Annotated in this window: 17 protein-coding genes; 7 read left to right on the top strand and 10 right to left on the bottom strand. The window is 67.6% G+C overall.

The window, feature by feature from the left end; all coding sequences use genetic code 11:
• Positions 1-4: 4 nt before the first annotated feature.
• Positions 5-1,030 (top strand): M48 family metallopeptidase, encoded by a 1,026-nt coding sequence (locus tag ASC65_RS04080; RefSeq protein WP_056449773.1) that lies wholly within the window; start codon positions 5-7, stop codon positions 1,028-1,030.
• On the opposite strand, the gene ASC65_RS04075 is transcribed toward ASC65_RS04080, so the two are convergent.
• Both ASC65_RS04075 and ASC65_RS04070 read right to left on the bottom strand, forming a co-directional pair.
• Positions 1,027-1,761 (bottom strand): arginyltransferase, encoded by a 735-nt coding sequence (locus ASC65_RS04075; RefSeq protein ID WP_056449771.1) that lies wholly within the window; start codon positions 1,759-1,761, stop codon positions 1,027-1,029. The genes ASC65_RS04080 and ASC65_RS04075 overlap by 4 nt on opposite strands.
• A 118-nt stretch (positions 1,762-1,879) precedes the next feature.
• Positions 1,880-2,782 (bottom strand): flagellar motor protein MotB, encoded by a 903-nt coding sequence (locus ASC65_RS04070; RefSeq protein WP_056449769.1) that lies wholly within the window; start codon positions 2,780-2,782, stop codon positions 1,880-1,882.
• 117 nt (positions 2,783-2,899) lie between these two features.
• Between ASC65_RS04070 and ASC65_RS04065 the strand changes: the two genes are divergently transcribed.
• Entirely contained in the window at positions 2,900-3,397 is a 498-nt protein-coding gene (locus ASC65_RS04065; RefSeq protein ID WP_056449767.1) for a flavin reductase family protein, read from the top strand.
• 8 nt (positions 3,398-3,405) lie between these two features.
• Complete coding sequence (locus ASC65_RS04060) at positions 3,406-4,275, top strand: NAD(P)-dependent oxidoreductase (RefSeq protein WP_056450439.1); 870 nt, start codon at positions 3,406-3,408, stop codon at positions 4,273-4,275.
• Between the two features lie 203 nt (positions 4,276-4,478).
• On the opposite strand, the gene ASC65_RS04055 is transcribed toward ASC65_RS04060, so the two are convergent.
• Entirely contained in the window at positions 4,479-5,165 is a 687-nt protein-coding gene (locus ASC65_RS04055) for a carbonic anhydrase (protein WP_162245658.1), read from the bottom strand.
• A gap of 323 nt (positions 5,166-5,488) precedes the next feature.
• Here ASC65_RS04055 and ASC65_RS04050 point away from each other — a divergent pair, with 323 nt between their 5' ends.
• Positions 5,489-5,761, top strand: a complete 273-nt coding sequence (locus ASC65_RS04050; protein ID WP_056449763.1) for an SHOCT domain-containing protein — start codon at positions 5,489-5,491, stop codon at positions 5,759-5,761.
• Between the two features lie 20 nt (positions 5,762-5,781).
• On the opposite strand, the gene nhaC is transcribed toward ASC65_RS04050, so the two are convergent.
• Positions 5,782-7,278, bottom strand: a complete 1,497-nt coding sequence (gene nhaC / locus ASC65_RS04045) for a Na+/H+ antiporter NhaC (protein ID WP_056449762.1) — start codon at positions 7,276-7,278, stop codon at positions 5,782-5,784.
• A gap of 361 nt (positions 7,279-7,639) precedes the next feature.
• On the opposite strand from nhaC, the gene ASC65_RS04040 reads away from it, so the two are divergent.
• The 3 genes from ASC65_RS04040 to ASC65_RS04030 all read left to right on the top strand — a co-directional run bounded on the left by ASC65_RS04040 (position 7,640) and on the right by ASC65_RS04030 (position 9,894).
• Positions 7,640-8,905: a metal-dependent hydrolase family protein gene (locus tag ASC65_RS04040; RefSeq protein ID WP_200939782.1), complete on the top strand. Its 1,266-nt coding sequence runs from the start codon at positions 7,640-7,642 to the stop codon at positions 8,903-8,905.
• Positions 8,906-9,058: 153 nt separating this feature from the next.
• Entirely contained in the window at positions 9,059-9,637 is a 579-nt protein-coding gene (locus tag ASC65_RS04035) for a beta/gamma crystallin-related protein (protein WP_056449760.1), read from the top strand.
• Between the two features lie 74 nt (positions 9,638-9,711).
• Positions 9,712-9,894 (top strand): DUF3606 domain-containing protein, encoded by a 183-nt coding sequence (locus tag ASC65_RS04030; RefSeq protein WP_047413801.1) that lies wholly within the window; start codon positions 9,712-9,714, stop codon positions 9,892-9,894.
• Here the strand turns inward: ASC65_RS04030 and ASC65_RS04025 are convergent.
• From ASC65_RS04025 to ASC65_RS04000, 6 genes are all read right to left on the bottom strand, one after another.
• Positions 9,891-10,352 carry a YcxB family protein gene (locus tag ASC65_RS04025; RefSeq protein ID WP_056449758.1) on the bottom strand — a complete coding sequence of 154 codons (462 nt, stop codon included), beginning with the start codon at positions 10,350-10,352 and terminating at the stop codon, positions 9,891-9,893. The two genes, ASC65_RS04030 and ASC65_RS04025, sit on opposite strands and share 4 nt — an antisense overlap.
• Positions 10,352-11,755: a dihydrolipoyl dehydrogenase gene (gene lpdA, locus ASC65_RS04020; RefSeq protein WP_056449756.1), complete on the bottom strand. Its 1,404-nt coding sequence runs from the start codon at positions 11,753-11,755 to the stop codon at positions 10,352-10,354. The genes ASC65_RS04025 and lpdA overlap by 1 nt, the downstream gene beginning before the upstream one ends.
• 6 nt (positions 11,756-11,761) lie before the next feature.
• On the bottom strand, positions 11,762-12,784 hold the full coding sequence (locus ASC65_RS04015; protein WP_156459544.1) for a DUF3667 domain-containing protein: 1,023 nt from the start codon (positions 12,782-12,784) through the stop codon (positions 11,762-11,764).
• A gap of 101 nt (positions 12,785-12,885) precedes the next feature.
• The gene (locus ASC65_RS04010) at positions 12,886-14,145 is read right to left on the bottom strand and encodes a pyruvate dehydrogenase complex dihydrolipoamide acetyltransferase (protein WP_056449752.1); all 1,260 of its coding nucleotides are present in this window, start codon (positions 14,143-14,145) and stop codon (positions 12,886-12,888) included.
• Entirely contained in the window at positions 14,142-14,441 is a 300-nt protein-coding gene (locus tag ASC65_RS04005) for a DUF5076 domain-containing protein (protein WP_056449750.1), read from the bottom strand. The genes ASC65_RS04010 and ASC65_RS04005 overlap by 4 nt, the downstream gene beginning before the upstream one ends.
• Complete coding sequence (locus ASC65_RS04000) at positions 14,431-15,798, bottom strand: pyruvate dehydrogenase complex E1 component subunit beta (RefSeq protein ID WP_056449748.1); 1,368 nt, start codon at positions 15,796-15,798, stop codon at positions 14,431-14,433. Before ASC65_RS04000 ends, ASC65_RS04005 begins: the two co-directional genes overlap by 11 nt.

Below are 15,798 nucleotides of genomic sequence, written 5' to 3'. Positions count from 1 at the left end.
CGCCATGGGTGCAGTCGGGCTCCAGACCCACATCTGGGCGAACAACACGCGGTCAGTCATGCTGCTGGCCAGTTTTCCAGTCCTGATGATCATGATCCTGTACGGGGTCCAGCTGATCCTCATGGGCTTCGGCTTTCTGCCCGGCACGGGGCGGGGGCTGGACGACGACATGATCCTGGCCGCCTCCTGGCTGGGCTGGACCGTGCCCTCGGCCTTCGTCATCGCCGGCGTCTGGTTCGTGATCGCGTACTTCGGCAACCAGGTCATGATCGACGTCATGACCGGTGCGCGTAAGGTTGAGAGGAAGACTGAGCCCCAGCTGTACAACCTGCTGGAAAACCTCGCGATCTCTCGCGGTCTGCGGACACCCGCGCTGCGCATCATCGAGAACGACAGCCTGAACGCCTTCGCCTCGGGCCTGCATGAGGGCCGCTACAGCATCACCGTCACCCGGGGCCTGGTGAACACCCTGACCCGAGACGAGCTGGAAGCGGTGCTGGCCCACGAACTGACGCACGTCATCAACAAGGACGTGCGGACCATGGTGATCGCCTCGATCTTCGCGGGGATCATCAGCGTCATCGCCGAACTGGTTTTCCGGGGCCTGTTCTACGCGGGGCGGGGCCGGGAGAAGAACAACAACGCAGGCCCGCTGATCCTGATCGGCCTGGCCTTCGCGGCGATCGGATTCGCGCTCGCCATCGTTGTCCGGATGATGCTGTCGCGAACCCGTGAGTTCGTGGCTGACGCGGGCGCGGTCGAGCTGACCAAGAACCCCGACGCCATGATCTCGGCCCTGCGCAAGGTCGAGGGGCGGTCCAACCTGCGCGGGCCGGATGAGCTGCAGCAGCTGTTCCTGGACAACCAACCCGACGGGCGAGGCCTGGAGGGCCTGTTCGCCTCCCATCCGCCGATCGCCAAGCGGATAGACGCGCTGGTGAAGTTCGGCGGCGGGCGTGATCCTGGTCCGTGGGGAGCGTCGGGGGCGGCGGGGCTGGGGAGCGAAACCTCGGTCCCGAGCGCCGGCTAGACGATCAGCCGCCAGCCCAGCCGCGTCAGCTGTTCCATCGGCCGGAACTCGGCCTTGTAGTCCATTTTCCGCGAGCCCTTCACCCAGTAGCCCAGATAGACATAGGGCAGGGCGACGGACGCCGCCTGGCGCACATGGTCGAGGATGGCGAAACGGCCCAGGCTGCGCTGGTCGAGGTCGGGGTCGAAGAAGCTGTAGACCATCGACAGGCCGTCCGAGAGCAGGTCCGTCAGGCAGACGCCGACAAGGTCGCCGGGCCCGCTGTCGGTCGAAGGCAGCCGGTATTCGATCAGATGGGTGCGGACGGCTGTATCCTCGACCATGGCGACGTAGTCGAGCCAGCCCATGCCGGTCATGCCGCCGCCGGGATGTCGGCCCTGGAGATAGCGGCGCAGCAGGTCGAACTGCTCGGTCGTCGCCTCGGCCTCGACCATGTCGCGCGACAGGTCGGCGTTGCGGTTCAGCACCCGCCGCTGCGACCGTGAGAAGTGGAATTCCGCCACCGGCAGCCGGACCGAGACGCAGGCGTCGCAGCTCTCGCAGGCCGGGCGGTAGGCGATGTTCTGGCTTCGTCGGAAGCCGGCCTGGGTCAGCTCGTCGTTGACGTGAGCGCCTTCGCTGAACGGCAGGTTCGCGAAGACCTTCCGCTCCGTCTGGCCCGGCAGGTATGGGCACGGGGCGACCGAGGTGAGGTAGAAGCGCAGCTGGCGCTGGGGAACAAAGCGGGTCACGGGGCGTAGCTCCCCACCCAAATCCGCCGACATTTTGGCGTCAGGCCGTACATGTCCTGATTTGGCGCTGCATCGCGCGGCGCCGCAAGCCCCTTCGCCCGAAGCGAGGGGCCGGCGGTCACAGGCTGGTGTCCGTGGGCAGGACCGGCGCCTCGCGCAGCAGCACGATGGCGATGCGGCGGTTGCCGGCCAGAGTGGGGTCGTCCGGGTAGAGCGGATCCGAGCCGGCCTTGCCCGAGACCTGATAGACGCGGTCGGCGTCGACGCCGGCGGCCTGCAGGACGAGGCGCGCGGCGTTGGCGCGGCCGGAGGACAGGGTCCAGTCGTTCGGGGCGGTGGCGCGGTTCGAGCCCGGCGTCGCCGAGGTGTGGCCGGTCACAGAGATGCGGTTGGGCAGCTGGTTGATGACCTTGGCGATGGCCCGCAGAAGCAGCTGGGCGCGCGGGTTCGGGCGGCTGGAGTTGGGCTCGAACATCGAGCGGCCCTCCTGGTCGACCAGCTGGATGCGCAGGCCTTCCGGGGTCTGGTCGATGATCAGCTGTTTGGACAGCTCGGCCAGCTCCGGCATCGACTGCATGGCTTGGCGCAGGGATTCGGCGGCGGAGGCGAAGTCCGCGGCTTCCCGGCGGGCGATCTCCTCGCGCAGCTCTTCTTCGCTGGCGGCGGCCAGATTGGAGCTCTGACCGGCCTCCTGCGGCGCGTTCTCCGGCGCTTCGGGGGCCAGCTGGCTGACGACCGACATCGAGCCGGCGCCCTTGGCGCCGTCGTCGCCCAGGGCCGTGCCGCCGAGAATCCCGCCGGACCCGGACGTGGTCTCCGAGACGCTGGCCGGTGCGAAATATTCGGCGATGCCGCGCTTCTGCTCCGGGTCGGTCGTGTTGATCAGCCACATGAGCAGGAAGAAGGCCATCATGGCCGTGACGAAGTCCGCGTACGCGACCTTCCAGGCGCCGCCATGGTGCCCATGGCCGGCGACCTTCTTCACCTTCTTGATGAGGATCGGACGATCACTCATGGACATGGGGCGGGGGCCTTAACGCTCTTCGTTAGCCACACAATCGGGGGTGGGCGTTAAGAAGCGGTTTGCATTCGCCCCGACGGCCTTGCCGAGGCGATGTGCCTCGCCTAGTCGAAGGGGGTGAGCGCTCCCCCGGACCCCGATTTCGATCCGACCGCCTATCGCCGGGCGCTGGGCGGATTCGCGACCGGTGTCTGTGTCGTGACGGCCCATACCGAAGCGGGGCCGCTGGGGATCACGGTCAACTCCTTCACCTCGGTTTCGCTGCGCCCGCCGTTGATCCTTTGGTGCCTGGACCGCGGTTCGTGGCGCCACGACGCCTTCGCCCGCGCCGACCGCTTCGCCGTGCACATGCTGCCGGTTGAGGACCGCGACATGTCCGACCGGTTCGCCTGGGGCGTCTGCCAGCTGTCGTCGGACGAATTCGACAGCTCCAGCCAGGAGCCGCCGCGGCTGAAGAATGCGCTGACCCGCCTGGACTGCACCGTGAACGACCGGATCGTCATGGGGGACCACCTGACCATCGTGGGCGCGGTGCATGGGTTCGAGACCCGGCCGGGCGACGCCCTGACCTACTATCGCGGCCGCTACGGCGCTGCGGCTCAGCCGGAGACTTGATCATGGCCATGCGGATCGGCTTCGCCGGGCTCGGCGTCATGGGCGCGCCGATGGCCCGTCACTTGATTGCAGCCGGGCATGCGGTCGCCGGCTTCAACCGCTCGCCGGAGAAGGCGCAGGCCTGGGCTGAGGCGACGGGCGGCCGGTTCGCCGCAACCATCGCCGAGTCGGCCAAGGACGCCGAGCTGTTCATCCTGTGCGTCGGCAATGACGATGACGTCCGCCAGGTCGTGGCTGAAGCCCTGCCGCATCTGGCGCCCGGTGCGGTGATCGTCGACCACACCACAACGTCGGCCAAGGTGGCGCGCGAGATGGCCGAGGCGGCGGCGCGGGATGGGCGGTCCTTTGTCGACGCGCCCGTCTCCGGCGGTCAGGCCGGCGCCGAGAACGGCCAACTCAGCGTCATGGCCGGCGGCGAGGCGGCGGCGCTCGAGCGGGCCGAGCCGGCTCTGAAAGCCTACTCGAAGGCGATCAAACACATGGGGCCGTCGGGCGCTGGCCAGCTGACCAAGATGGTCAACCAGATCGCCATCGCCGGCGTGGTGCAGGGACTTGCCGAGGCGGTGCATTTCGCCCAGGCGGCGGGGCTGGACACCGATGCGGTCTACGACGCCGTGTCCAAGGGCGCGGCGCAGTCCTGGCAGATGGACAATCGCTGGAAGACGGCGGCCAAGGGCGAGTTCGAGTTCGGTTTCGCCGTCGACTGGATGCGCAAGGACCTTGGGCTGGTGCTGGACGAGGCCCGGGCCAACGGGGCGCACCTCGCCGTGACGGCGCTGGTCGATCAGTTCTATTCCGAAGTGCAGGCGATGGGGGGATCCCGATGGGACACGTCGAGCCTGGCGGCGCGGCTGCAGCAACGGTCGCGGAGCCGCTGACGCTGGAGAATCCGGTGTGGCCGCTGTAGCGGACGCTGAAAACGAAGTTCGCAGTCTGGAGGGCGATGGCGGACGCCTTCTGATCGCCGGGCGCCTGGGGCTATGCCGGCAAAGACTTCGTCAGCGGGCTGCGGCGCGCCCGTCAGATCCTGTCCGTGCTGGAGCTATGGCGGATGGAGCGCAGTACTCCGGCCGGCTGACCGTCAGGCATGCTCGAGCACGGGCCCCGACGCCGTCGGACCGGCGGCGGGCGATCCTTCGCCCAGGAAGCGGACCTCGCCGGAGTGCATGTGCTTGACCGCAGCGACGACCTTGAGCGTGCCCTTCGCGATCGCCTGCGCCAGAGAGGTGTCGGCCGTAGCGAGTTTTTCGGCCACGCGACGCGCGTTTTCCTCGACCGCGCGGACCGCCATGTCGGGGGCGCCTGACCGGCGGGCGTCGAGCACGGCGGGGATGATCGGCACGATCATCTCCTCAAGCGATGGATCCAGCGGGGCCCGGCCGTCAACGATGGCCTCGGCGGCGGCGACGGCGCCGCAGCCGGTGTGGCCCATGACCACGACCAGCGGGCAGTGGAGATGCTTCACCGCATAGACGATCGAGGCCAGGCCGCGGCGGTCGACCGTATTGCCGGCGACGCGGATGCTGAACAGGCGGCCGAAGCCCTGGTTGAAGAGGATGGTGGGCGGCGTGCGGCTGTCGGCGCAGCCGACGACCGTCGCGATCGGGTGCTGGCCGCCCTGCAGTTCATCGAGGTCGCCCGCGTGCACATGCCCCAGGTTGTTCTCACCCCGCAGGAAGGCGGCGTTTCCCGCCTTGAGTTGAGCGAGCGCCTCGTCTGGCGTGGGTGGGCCAGCCGGCGCGGCGGCCGCCGGCGACGGTCCGGACACTGGCTCAGGATGGTGGACGGGCGCGCTCGAACGCGCAGGCTTTCCCCGACCGAACAACCACCGCATATCGTCCCTCCACGAACGCCGTTAACCGTTAACGCGTGTCGGCGAGGAAGAGCGCGTCGTCAAGGGGGCGGCCACGCCCCAACCCCATAGATGACCCCGGCGCCGAGGTCGTGCGGCTGGCGCCCGGTGTCCCCGCAGCGGAGGTGGTGGCGTCGACTTTCGCGATACTTTGGAGCCCGCCCCTGGGGCGTCGGCCTGATGGACGCGCATCCGGACCAGGCCGATAGTCCGCGGGTCGGGGATCGAGGAGTACGAACATGATCCTGAGACGTAGCAGCGGCCCGAGCCTGGTCGGTCGCACCGCCAAGACAGTCGGACGCACAGCCGTCATCGCTGGCGCCGCCACCGCCGTGTCGAACAAGGTGTCGGCCCGCCAGGCGCCGGCGCCTCCAGGCGTTGCGGCGCCGCCGGAACCGGCGGGCCTTTCGCCCGAGGCGATCGCGCAACTCAAATCCATCGCCGAACTGCATGCCTCCGGCGTGCTGACGGACGAGGAGTTCGCGACCCAGAAGGCGCGCATCCTGGGCTGACCTAGTGGGAGGGGAGGGGCCTATTCGGCCGGCGCTGTCCCGGTCGGCGCAGCGGCCGGCGGAATGCGCTCGATCCGGAAATTGGTGTAGCCGTACAGCACGTCCAGCAGGGGACTGACGTAGTTGAAGATGGCGTAGGGGAGGTATGCGAGCGTGGGCACGCCCAGCACCGCCGACATATAGGCCCCGCACGAATTCCAGGGCACGAGCGGCGCGGTGACGATTCCGCCGTCCGAGGCTGCGCGGGACAGATTGGTCGACGCCAGGCCGCGCTTCTCGAACTCGACCCGGAACAGGCGCAGCGGCAGGACCACGGCCACATACTGGTCCGCCGTGATCACGTTCAGGCCGACGGCCGTGCCGACCGATGTGGCGACGAGGCTGCCGGTGCGCCGCGCGCGGGTCAGCACCGGCGTCACCAGCTTGGTCAGGAAGCCGAACTCGTCCAGCAGCGAACCGAACGCCAGGGCGACGATGATCAGCCAGATGGTCAGCAGCATGCTGCTCATGCCGCCGCGCGACAGGAGATCGTCGACCGGCTTGATGCCCGTCTCCGAGTGGTAGCCGCCGGCGATCACCTGCCAGACCGACTTCACGGAGTCGATGAAGCCGCCGGTGGCTTCCGGAAAGGCCGCCAGCACGGCCTGGGGCTGGAGGAGGCAGGCCAGCAGACCCGCGAACAGCGCCGAACTCATGATCGCCAGCGACGCCGGCGCCTTACGTACCGACAAGAAGATCAGCAGGACGAGCGGCAGCAGGTTCAGCGGCGTGATCCAGAAGATCTGGTCCAGCGCCATCAGCTCGGAGTTGATCATGGCGTCGCCGACGCCGGGCGAGCGATCGGCGAGGCCGAGCATGGTCAGTCCTACGGCGGCGATCGCGAAGGCCGGAATGCTCACCCACGCCTGGTGGCGTAGGTGGACGTAGATGTTGTTGTCGCTCAGCTGGGCCGCGAGGATGGTCGTCTCGGACAGCGGGGACAGCTTGTCGCCGGTATAGGCCCCTGACACGACCGCGCCGGCGGTGATCACCGGCGACACGCCCGCCAGGGTCGCCAAGCCCATCAGGCCGACGCCTATGGTGCCGACGGTCGTCCAGGAGCTGCCGATGCCGAGCGAGATCAGGGCGCAGGCGAACAGGCTGGCGACGTAGAACCAGCTCGGATCGATCAGAGCCAGGCCGTAGTAGACCAGGGTCGGGATGGTCCCGGCCATGTTCCAGGTCCCGATCAGGGCCCCAATGGCGAGCAGGATGAAGATGGCGCTGACGACCGAGGAGACGCCCTTCTTCCCGGCCGACTCGACCTCGCTCCAGCTGTGCCCGTTCTTGAGGATGATGATCGAGGTGATCATCGCCGACAGCATCATGGCGACCTGCAGAGGGCCGTTCATGGCGTCGAGACCGAACAGGGCGACGGCGCTGCTGACCAACACGGTCAGCGCGATCAGGGGCGCGAAGGCGTCGAGGTAGGACAGCGGCCTGTGCGGACGTTCGGTCTCGGGATCGGCCGTGGGCATGGGCGGACTTTCACGTGTCGACGCAGTGAACATACGCCTGCGGCAGGGCCTGGTCATTGGCGAACGGCGGTCTCGCAGACCGTTGCGGTGGCCATCGGGGTTTCACCGGATACCGATCCTCAGGGCTTCCTGCCTTGATGTCGGGGGCCGTTGACGGCCGCTACGACCAGGAGCGCGTGTGGTGTTCACCTGTTCGACTGTCGATTCCGAGGGTGCAGCCGCAGGCTGCGGCTGTTGCCAGCCTGCCCTGAAGTTCGCCGCCGACCGGATCAGCCGAGGGCTTTCGCGGCGCGGATTCGTCGCCGGGGCGACCGGTTCGTTCGCTGCTCTTGGGCTGAGTGGGACCGTACGGGCGCAGGCAGTGCAGCCGCCGACGGCGTTCCGCAACTTCCTGCTGTTCGACGGCAAGGCGTCACGGACGCGCGGCGGCGTCCAACTGCTGGTCGAAGGCAATCGCATCACACGGTTGATCGAAGGCGACGCCGCACCGCCGGACGGGGCGCGGACGATCGACTGCGGGGGAGGGGTGCTGATGCCGGGGCTGATCGACGCCCACTGGCACACCATGTTCGCGGCCCTGCCGCTCATGGCTCTCACGACCGCCGATATCGGCTTCATCTTCCTCGCCGCTAGCGCCGAGGCGGAACGCACCCTGATGCGGGGCTTCACCACGGTGCGCGATCTGGGCGGGCCGTCGTTCCCGTTGGCCCAGGCCATCGACAGGGGCATGGCGACAGGGCCGCGGATCTATCCGTCCGGCACCATGATCACCACCTCGGGCGGCCACGGCGACATGCGGCCGTTGGAGGACATTCCGCGCAGCCCGGGCGGCCGGCTCAGTCATATGGAGCATATCGGCGGCGGCAGTATCGCGGACTCCATTGACGAGGTGCGGCTGCGGGCCCGCGAGCAGCTTCTTCAGGGCGCGACCCAGATCAAGATGGTCGGCGGGGGCGGCGTCTCGTCGCCGCGGACCACCCTGGACATGTTCACCTACGGCGAGGCCGAGTTTCGGGCCGGTGTCGAGACGGCGGCGGAGCGCCGCACCTATGTGGCTGTGCACGCCTATCCGCCGGAGCAGATCCAGCGGGCGATCGCCGCCGGAGTCCAGTGCATCGAGCATGGCCATATGATGGACGAGACCACGGCGCGGATGATGGCCGAGCGCGGCGTGTGGCTGAGCACGCAACCGTTCTACAGCGAGGAGGACCAGGCGCCCCTGACGGGTCAGAGCCGCGTTAACCTTCTTCAGGTCCTGGAGGGGACGGGGACGATGTATCCGCTGGCGCGCCGACACGGGATCAAGACCGCCTTCGGGACCGATCTGCTGTTCTCGCCGGAAATCCTGCCGCGCCAGGGGCTGATGCTGGCGCGCATGTCGAACTGGTACAGCGCCGCCGAGGCGCTGCAGATGGCGACGGCGCGCAACGGCGAGCTGATGGCGCTGTCCGGACCGCGCAATCCGTATCCGGGCAAGCTCGGCGTGATCGAGCAAGGCGCTATGGCCGACATCCTGGTTGTGGACGGCGACCCAACCGCGAACCTGAATCTCATCGCCGATCCGACCAACTTCAAGGTCATCATGAAGGATGGCACGATCTACAAGGACACACGGGCCGGCGTTTAGCGGCGCCATTGCCGGCTCTGAACCGCCATTTTCACTTCACATAATATATCTTAGGCGAACAATGCATGGGGCCGAGGACGGCCCGGAACTACGGCCCCCGCCGCCCTGTTTTGCTTACGGACGGTTGGTGGGCGCAACGGACAGGAGTTTCCGATGCGTGTGATGATCGGCGCCATGCTTGCGCTGCTGGCGGCCACCCCGCCCAGCGCAGCCCAGGACGAAGCCGCCGCCGCGATGCAGTCAAGGCCGCCCCAAGGCGGTCTCGAAGCCCTGGTTCACCGCGACACCTTCTTCCAAGGCGCGGTGCGCTCGGTCACGGGGCCGGAGCCCAACCTCAACCTGGCCTGGGACGCGCGTTCGATCCGCGTGCGCAGCGGCGAATGGCAGATCTGCACCGGCCGCAACTACACCGGGCGTTGCATCACGGTAGACCGCGACATGCCCACCCTGAGCAGCCAGTTCCGCAATATCCAGTCCATGCGGCCGACCGGCGGCTTCGGCACGGGTGTCGGCCAGTCGCTGCGCGGAGCCTCGTCCGAGTTCTTTCCGGCCCCCTTGCGCAACGGCCAGCGCATCGAGTGCACAGGCGGCGGCAATTCCAGCTGCGCCCGTAGCGAGGCCAACTCGTTCTGCCGGTCGGTCGGCTGGGTCATGTCGCGGACCCAGACGACCGAGACGGTCGATCGCAGATCCGTGGTCGCCGACGTGTTGTGCAGCCGGACGCCCTTCTAGGGGCCGGCCGCCCTTCCCGGCTCGCCAGCAACCGGGAAGCGGCGTAGGGTGGACGGCACGGCGAAAGGACGACCATGGCGGGCCTGAAGGACAAGCGCGGCTTCATCGACAAGGACCGGCTCGACCTGTCGGAACGCCAGGCGGTCGAATACTGGATGAAGCGCTGGGGCGTGACCCGCGACCAGATCACCGCCGCCCACCGCAAGGTCGGTCGGATGACCAAGGACATCGCGGCCGAGCTCGGGAAGAAGCGCTAGCGCGATTGTTGGTGAAAGGCCGAAATGGTTCGGAACGCGTCAGCTGATGCGCTTGTGTCGCCAAACGCTCGGTGCGGAATGATCAGCGCATTGTAGTTTCGGCGAGCGATCACAATTCCAACGGCTTCATTCGTGACCGAGTGGATCTTCGCCCACGGCACCTGAACGGCCTGCTTGCCGCGAACTGCCGTTATGCCTTTGTCGCCAAAGGTCAGTGTCCGCTCGTCGGCGCGATATCGCACCTGGGGCCACAGGACGGCGAACAGGATCAGTACAGCGCTGTAGATCAGTCCCCAAACGATCCCAGCGAATATGGAGCCGCCAATTCTCGTTATGGCGAACAATCCGCAGGCAAGCACGGGCACGCCGAGCAGGTAGACCCAGAACCCCTTGCGTACGATCGCACAGTACCAAAGCCATAGCTCGTTGCGCGTGAGGGCGTAATGGACCGTTAGCATCAGAGGTGGATCGTCCGCCCGTAGGCGTCCAGCGCCGCCTCGTGCATGGCTTCCGACATGGTCGGGTGCGGGTAGACGATGCCGTGGATGTCTTCCTCGGTCGCTTCCATGGTGATGGCGGTGACGTAGCCCTGGATCATCTCGGTGACCTCGTGGCCGATCATGTGGGCGCCGATCAGCGCGCCGGTCTTGGCGTCGAAGATCACTTTCACGAAGCCCTCGGTCTCGCCGGCGGCCACGGCCTTGCCGTTCACCCGGAACGGGAAGCGGCCGACCTTGACCTCGCGCTTGGCCTCGCGGGCCCCCTGCTCCGTGACCCCGACCGAGGCGACCTGAGGCTGGGTGTAGGTGCAGCCCGCGATCGGCGAGTGGACGTTCGGCGTCTTGTAGGCGGCGATGTGCTCGGCGGCGTGGATGCCTTCGTGGCTGGCCTTGTGCGCCAGCCAGGGCGCGCCGGCGCAGTCGCCGATGGCGTACAGGCCCTTCACATTGGTCTGGCAGTGGCTGTCCACATTGATGTGGCCGCGGTCCATGTTCACGCCCAGCGCTTCCAGGCCGATGCCGTCGGTGTTGGCGGTAATGCCGACGGCTGAGATGCAGACTTCGGCCTCGAGGGTCTCGGCCTTGCCGCCGGCCTCGATGGCAACCTGCACGCCCTTGCCGCCCTTGGACACCTTGGTGACCTTGCAGCCGGTGCGGAATTTGATGCCGCGCTTCTCGAAGGCCTTCTGGGCGGCCTTGGAGACCTCCTCGTCCTCGACCGGCATGATGCGGTCGACGGCTTCGACGATGGTCACCTCGGCGCCGAGGGCGCGGTAGAAGCTGCCGAACTCGACGCCGATGGCGCCCGATCCGATGACCACGATGGAGGCCGGCATCTTCTTCGGCGCCAGGGCCTCGCGATAGGCCCAAATGGTGTCGCCATCGGCCTCGAGGCCGATCTGCGGGATAGCCTTGGCGCGGGCGCCGACGGCCAGCATGACGGTCTTGGCCTCGATGGTGCGCGAGCCGCCGGCCTTCAGGGCCACGACGACCTTCGGAGCGGCGGCGCCCTTCTCGAGCTTGGCCGTGCCCTCGATCACCTCGATCTTGTTCTTCTTCATCAGGAAGGTGACGCCCTTGTTCATGGTGGCGGCGACGCCCCGCGAACGCTGGATGATGGCGTCGAAGTCGAACCCGACCTTGTCGGCCGACAGGCCGTAGTCCTTCAGGTGCGACAGGCTCTCGTACTTCTCACCGGACTTGAGCAGCGCCTTGGTGGGGATGCAGCCCCAGTTCAGGCAGATGCCGCCCAGGTTTTCGCGCTCGACGATGGCCGTCTTCAGACCCAGCTGGCTGGCCCGAATGGCGGCCACATAGCCGCCCGGTCCCGAGCCGATCACGATGAGGTCGAATTCGGCCATGGCTTCCTATTCTCCGAACCAGAACTCCGCGGAGGTGTTCTGACCCACCTCCCAGAGGAAAAAGATAAACATCGCCGGGCCCCATAGGAGTCCGATGTAGGCTGCGGTGTGAATCGCGCCTTTCAGGATCGCGAACGCCCAGCTAGGCCCGTAGTAGCCTTTCAGCCCGCGCGTAATCCAGACCTGATATCCGACAAGCGCCAGCGGCAGGCCGTAGCCTACGCCGAGCAGGTTCCAGATGGCCCCGAAGGCGAGCATCAGGAAGAGGATGCTGTGCGCCCAGAGGGCGAAGATGACGTGCTCGATCAACAGCCGCCCGCGGAAGAACAGCGGCCAGAGCAGCAGCCCATACAGCGGCATCATCAGCCACAGCGCCCGGGACATCCATGATGACAGGTTGGCGTTCAGCTTCGACGGATCCTGGATGATCGTGTGCATCATCCGCATCACCTCCCTGTCCAACTCGTCAGCCCCCTCGTTCTGACGCGCGGCCTGGTCGAAGGCGGCGAGGATCGCGGGATCAGGCGTCGAGTTGAGCGGCCGTTCGAGCGCGACCGTGGTGATGCGGAAGCCGCCGGCCAACCAGCTTTCCGGCGTGCTGCGCACCCAGGGCGCCTCATCGGAGGTGCGGTAGGCGGTGAACTGCAGCAGCTTCGTCCCGCTCAGGCCCAGGAACAGGAAGAACAGCAGCGACGCCGTCAGATAGAGGCGGATCGGCGGCAGGAAGCGGCTCTTGTCCCCTTCCCTGTGCGCGTGGGGAACCGACCCCGGCTCATGGATCAACGCCCAGGCGGTGCGGGGCACAGCGGCGGTGTAGGAGAAGATGGAATCGACGAACTCGACGCCGAGGTCCTTCATCCGCCGCGCCATCGGCAAGCTGTCGTGGCCGCAGTCATGGCAGTAGCGGCCGCGCAGCTTGGTCCCGCAGGTCTTGCAAAAGCCAGGCGCCTTGCCGGCTTTCGGGGGCGAGCGCCTCCGTCTTCGCCGGACGGGCGGAGACGGGTCGGATTCTGACGACGCGTCGACCAAGGGCTCCTCCCGCGAGGAACCATGGTTATGGCAGCAGGATCAGCGCCGCTTCAAGCTGAGCCGTTCAGGCGGCGCGGGGATACGCCACCGCCTGTCGCGGATCAGGCCAGCATGGTCACCGGGTCTTCGATCATCGCCTTGAAGACCTGAAGGAATTTCGCCCCGACGGCCCCGTCGACCACGCGATGATCGCAGGTCAGGGTCACGGTCATGACGGTGGCGACGGCGAGCTGGCCGTTCTTGACGACCGGACGCTGCTCCCCTGCCCCGACGCTCATGATGGCGCCCTGCGGCTCGTTGATGATTGAGGCGAACGCCTTGATTCCGAACATGCCCAGGTTGGACACGCTGAAGGTGCCGCCCTGGAACTCCTCGGGCTTCAGCTTGCGGTCACGGGCGCGCTTGGCCAGGTCCTTCGACTCGGTCGCGATCTGCGACAGCGACTTGGTCTCGGCCTTGCGAATGATCGGGGTGATCAGGCCGCCGTCGATCGCCACCGCCATCGCCACGTCGGCGTTGTGGTGCATGGCGATGCCTTCCGGCGAGTAGCTGGCGTTGGCCTCCGGCACCGCCTTCAGGGCCATGGCGCTGGCCTTGATGACGAAGTCGTTGACCGAGACCTTCACGCCGTCCTTCTCGAGAAGGGCGTTCACCTTGGCGCGGGACGCCAGCAGGCCGTCGATCTCGCAATCGATGGTCAGCGGGAAGTGCGGCACGTCGCGGAAGCTGTCGGTCAGGCGGCGAGCGATCGCCTTGCGCATGCCGTCCAGCGGAACGAGGTCGTAGCTGCCGTCCGGGATGCCCATCTGGGCCAGGCTCTGCACCTTGCGCGGCTCGGCGCCGACAGCGGCGGATGCTGCGGCGGGCTGAGCCCCGCCCTTGCCCGCGCCCTCGACGTCGCGCTTGACGACGCGGCCGTGCGGGCCGGTGCCCTTGATCGAAGCGAGGTCCAGGCCGGCCTGGGCGGCCAGACGGCGGGCCAGGGGCGACGCGAAGATACGGGCGCCCGCGGCCTTGGCCGGCGCGGCGGCGGCGGGCGCCGGCTGGGCGGTTGCAGGCGCGGCCGGGGCGGCAGCAGCCTTGGGCGCTTCCGCGGCCTTCGGAGCCGGAGCGGCGGCGCCGCCCTCGTCCTTGAGGCGGGCGATCGGCGTGTTGACCTTCACGCCCTCGGAGCCTTCGGCCACGAGGATGTCGGTGATTTCGCCCTCGTCGACGGCCTCGACCTCCATGGTCGCCTTGTCGGTCTCAATCTCGGCGATGACGTCGCCGGCCTTGACGGTGTCGCCGACCTTGACGTGCCATTTGGCGAGAACGCCTTCCTCCATCGTCGGAGACAGGGCGGGCATCAGGATGTCGGTCATGCGCGCTCCTTCACGTCTTCAGCGGCGAGCCGATGGGCCTCTTCCCAGCCCTTCATGATGTCCTGGAAGGCGGCTTCCCGGTCGAGGCCGACGTTGGCCTCGTAGGCACGGGCGAAGTTGTAGGCGAGCTCGGCGAGGATCGCGCCGGTCAGCTTGGGATCACGGGCCACCGGTCGGATGATCGACTGGGGCCGCTCGCCCACCCACCAGACGCGGATCAGTTCAATGACCTCGTCGATGTTCTCGTGTCGAAGCGCGGGTTCGGGGATCGGCAGAGCCTTGGTTTCAGCCGACATAGGTCACCTTCCGGACAGCATCCACGATCTTGTCGACGCCCGGAAGCGACAGCACTTCCAGGTTGGCGGCGTAGGGCAGCGGCACGTCTTCCTGGTGCACGCGCAGCGGCGGGGCGTCCAGGTAGTCGAACGCGTGCTCGATGACGCGGGCCACGACCTCGGCGCCGACCCCCATCGGACCCCAGCCTTCTTCGGCCGAGACCAGGCGGCTGGTCTTCTTGACGCTCTCGACGATCGTCTCGTGATCCAGCGGACGCAGGGTGCGCAGGTCGATCACCTCGCAGGAGATCCCCTCCCCGGCCAGTTGCTCAGCGGCCTGCAGAGCGAAGCCGACCATGCGGCTGTGCGCCGTGATGGTGACGTCCGTGCCTTCGCGACGAACCTTGGCCTTGCCGATCGGCACGACGTAGTCCTCGATGTCCGGCACGTCGAACTCGAGGCCGTACATCATCTCGTGCTCGAGGAAGACGACCGGGTTCGGATCGCGGATGGCAGCCTTGAGCAGGCCCTTGGCGTCGGCCGCGTCATACGGCGCAATGACCTTCAGACCCGGGACCTGGGCGTACCAGGCCGAATAGTCCTGGCTGTGCTGGGCCGCCACGCGGCTGGCGGCGCCGTTCGGTCCGCGGAACACGATGGGCGCGCGGATCTGGCCGCCCGACATGTAGAGCGTCTTGGCCGCCGAGTTGATGATGTGGTCGATGGCCTGCATGCCGAAGTTCCACGTCATGAACTCGACGATCGGCTTCAGGCCGGCCATGGCGGCGCCGACGCCCAAGCCGGCGAAGCCGTGCTCGGTGATCGGAGTGTCGACGACGCGCTTGTCGCCGAACTCCTGCAGCAGTTCGCGGCTGACCTTGTAGGCGCCCTGGTACTGGGCGACTTCCTCGCCGATCAGGAAGACCGACGGGTCGCGGCGCATCTCTTCGGCCATGGCGTCGCGCAGGGCGTCGCGGATGGTCGTCTTGACCAGCTTGGCGTCGGCCGGGATTTCCGGATCACGCAGTTCGACCTTCGGCGTCGCGCTGACCGGGGCGGCGGCCTTCTCGGGCTCGCCCGTGGCTTCGGCGGGCGCAGCGGCCGGAGCCTCGGCCTTCGGCGCCGGAGCAGCCGCGCCGTCCTCGCCCGCGAGACGGGCGATCGGCGTGTTGACCTTCACGTTCTCGGAGCCCTCGGCGACGAGGATTTCCAGCACTTCGCCCTCATCGACGGCCTCGACTTCCATCGTGGCCTTGTCGGTCTCGATCTCGGCGATCACTTGGCCGGCGGAGACGACGTCCCCGGGCTTGATGTGCCATTTGGTCAGCGTGCCCTCTTCCATCGTGGGGGACAGCGCCGGCATCAGAATGTCGGTCAC

This window comes from Brevundimonas sp. Root1279, assembly GCF_001425945.1.
In the GTDB taxonomy this organism is placed as follows: Bacteria; Pseudomonadota; Alphaproteobacteria; order Caulobacterales; family Caulobacteraceae; genus Brevundimonas.
The sequence above is the reverse complement of the archived record's forward strand: the minus strand, read 5'-3'. Positions and strand labels throughout refer to the sequence as shown.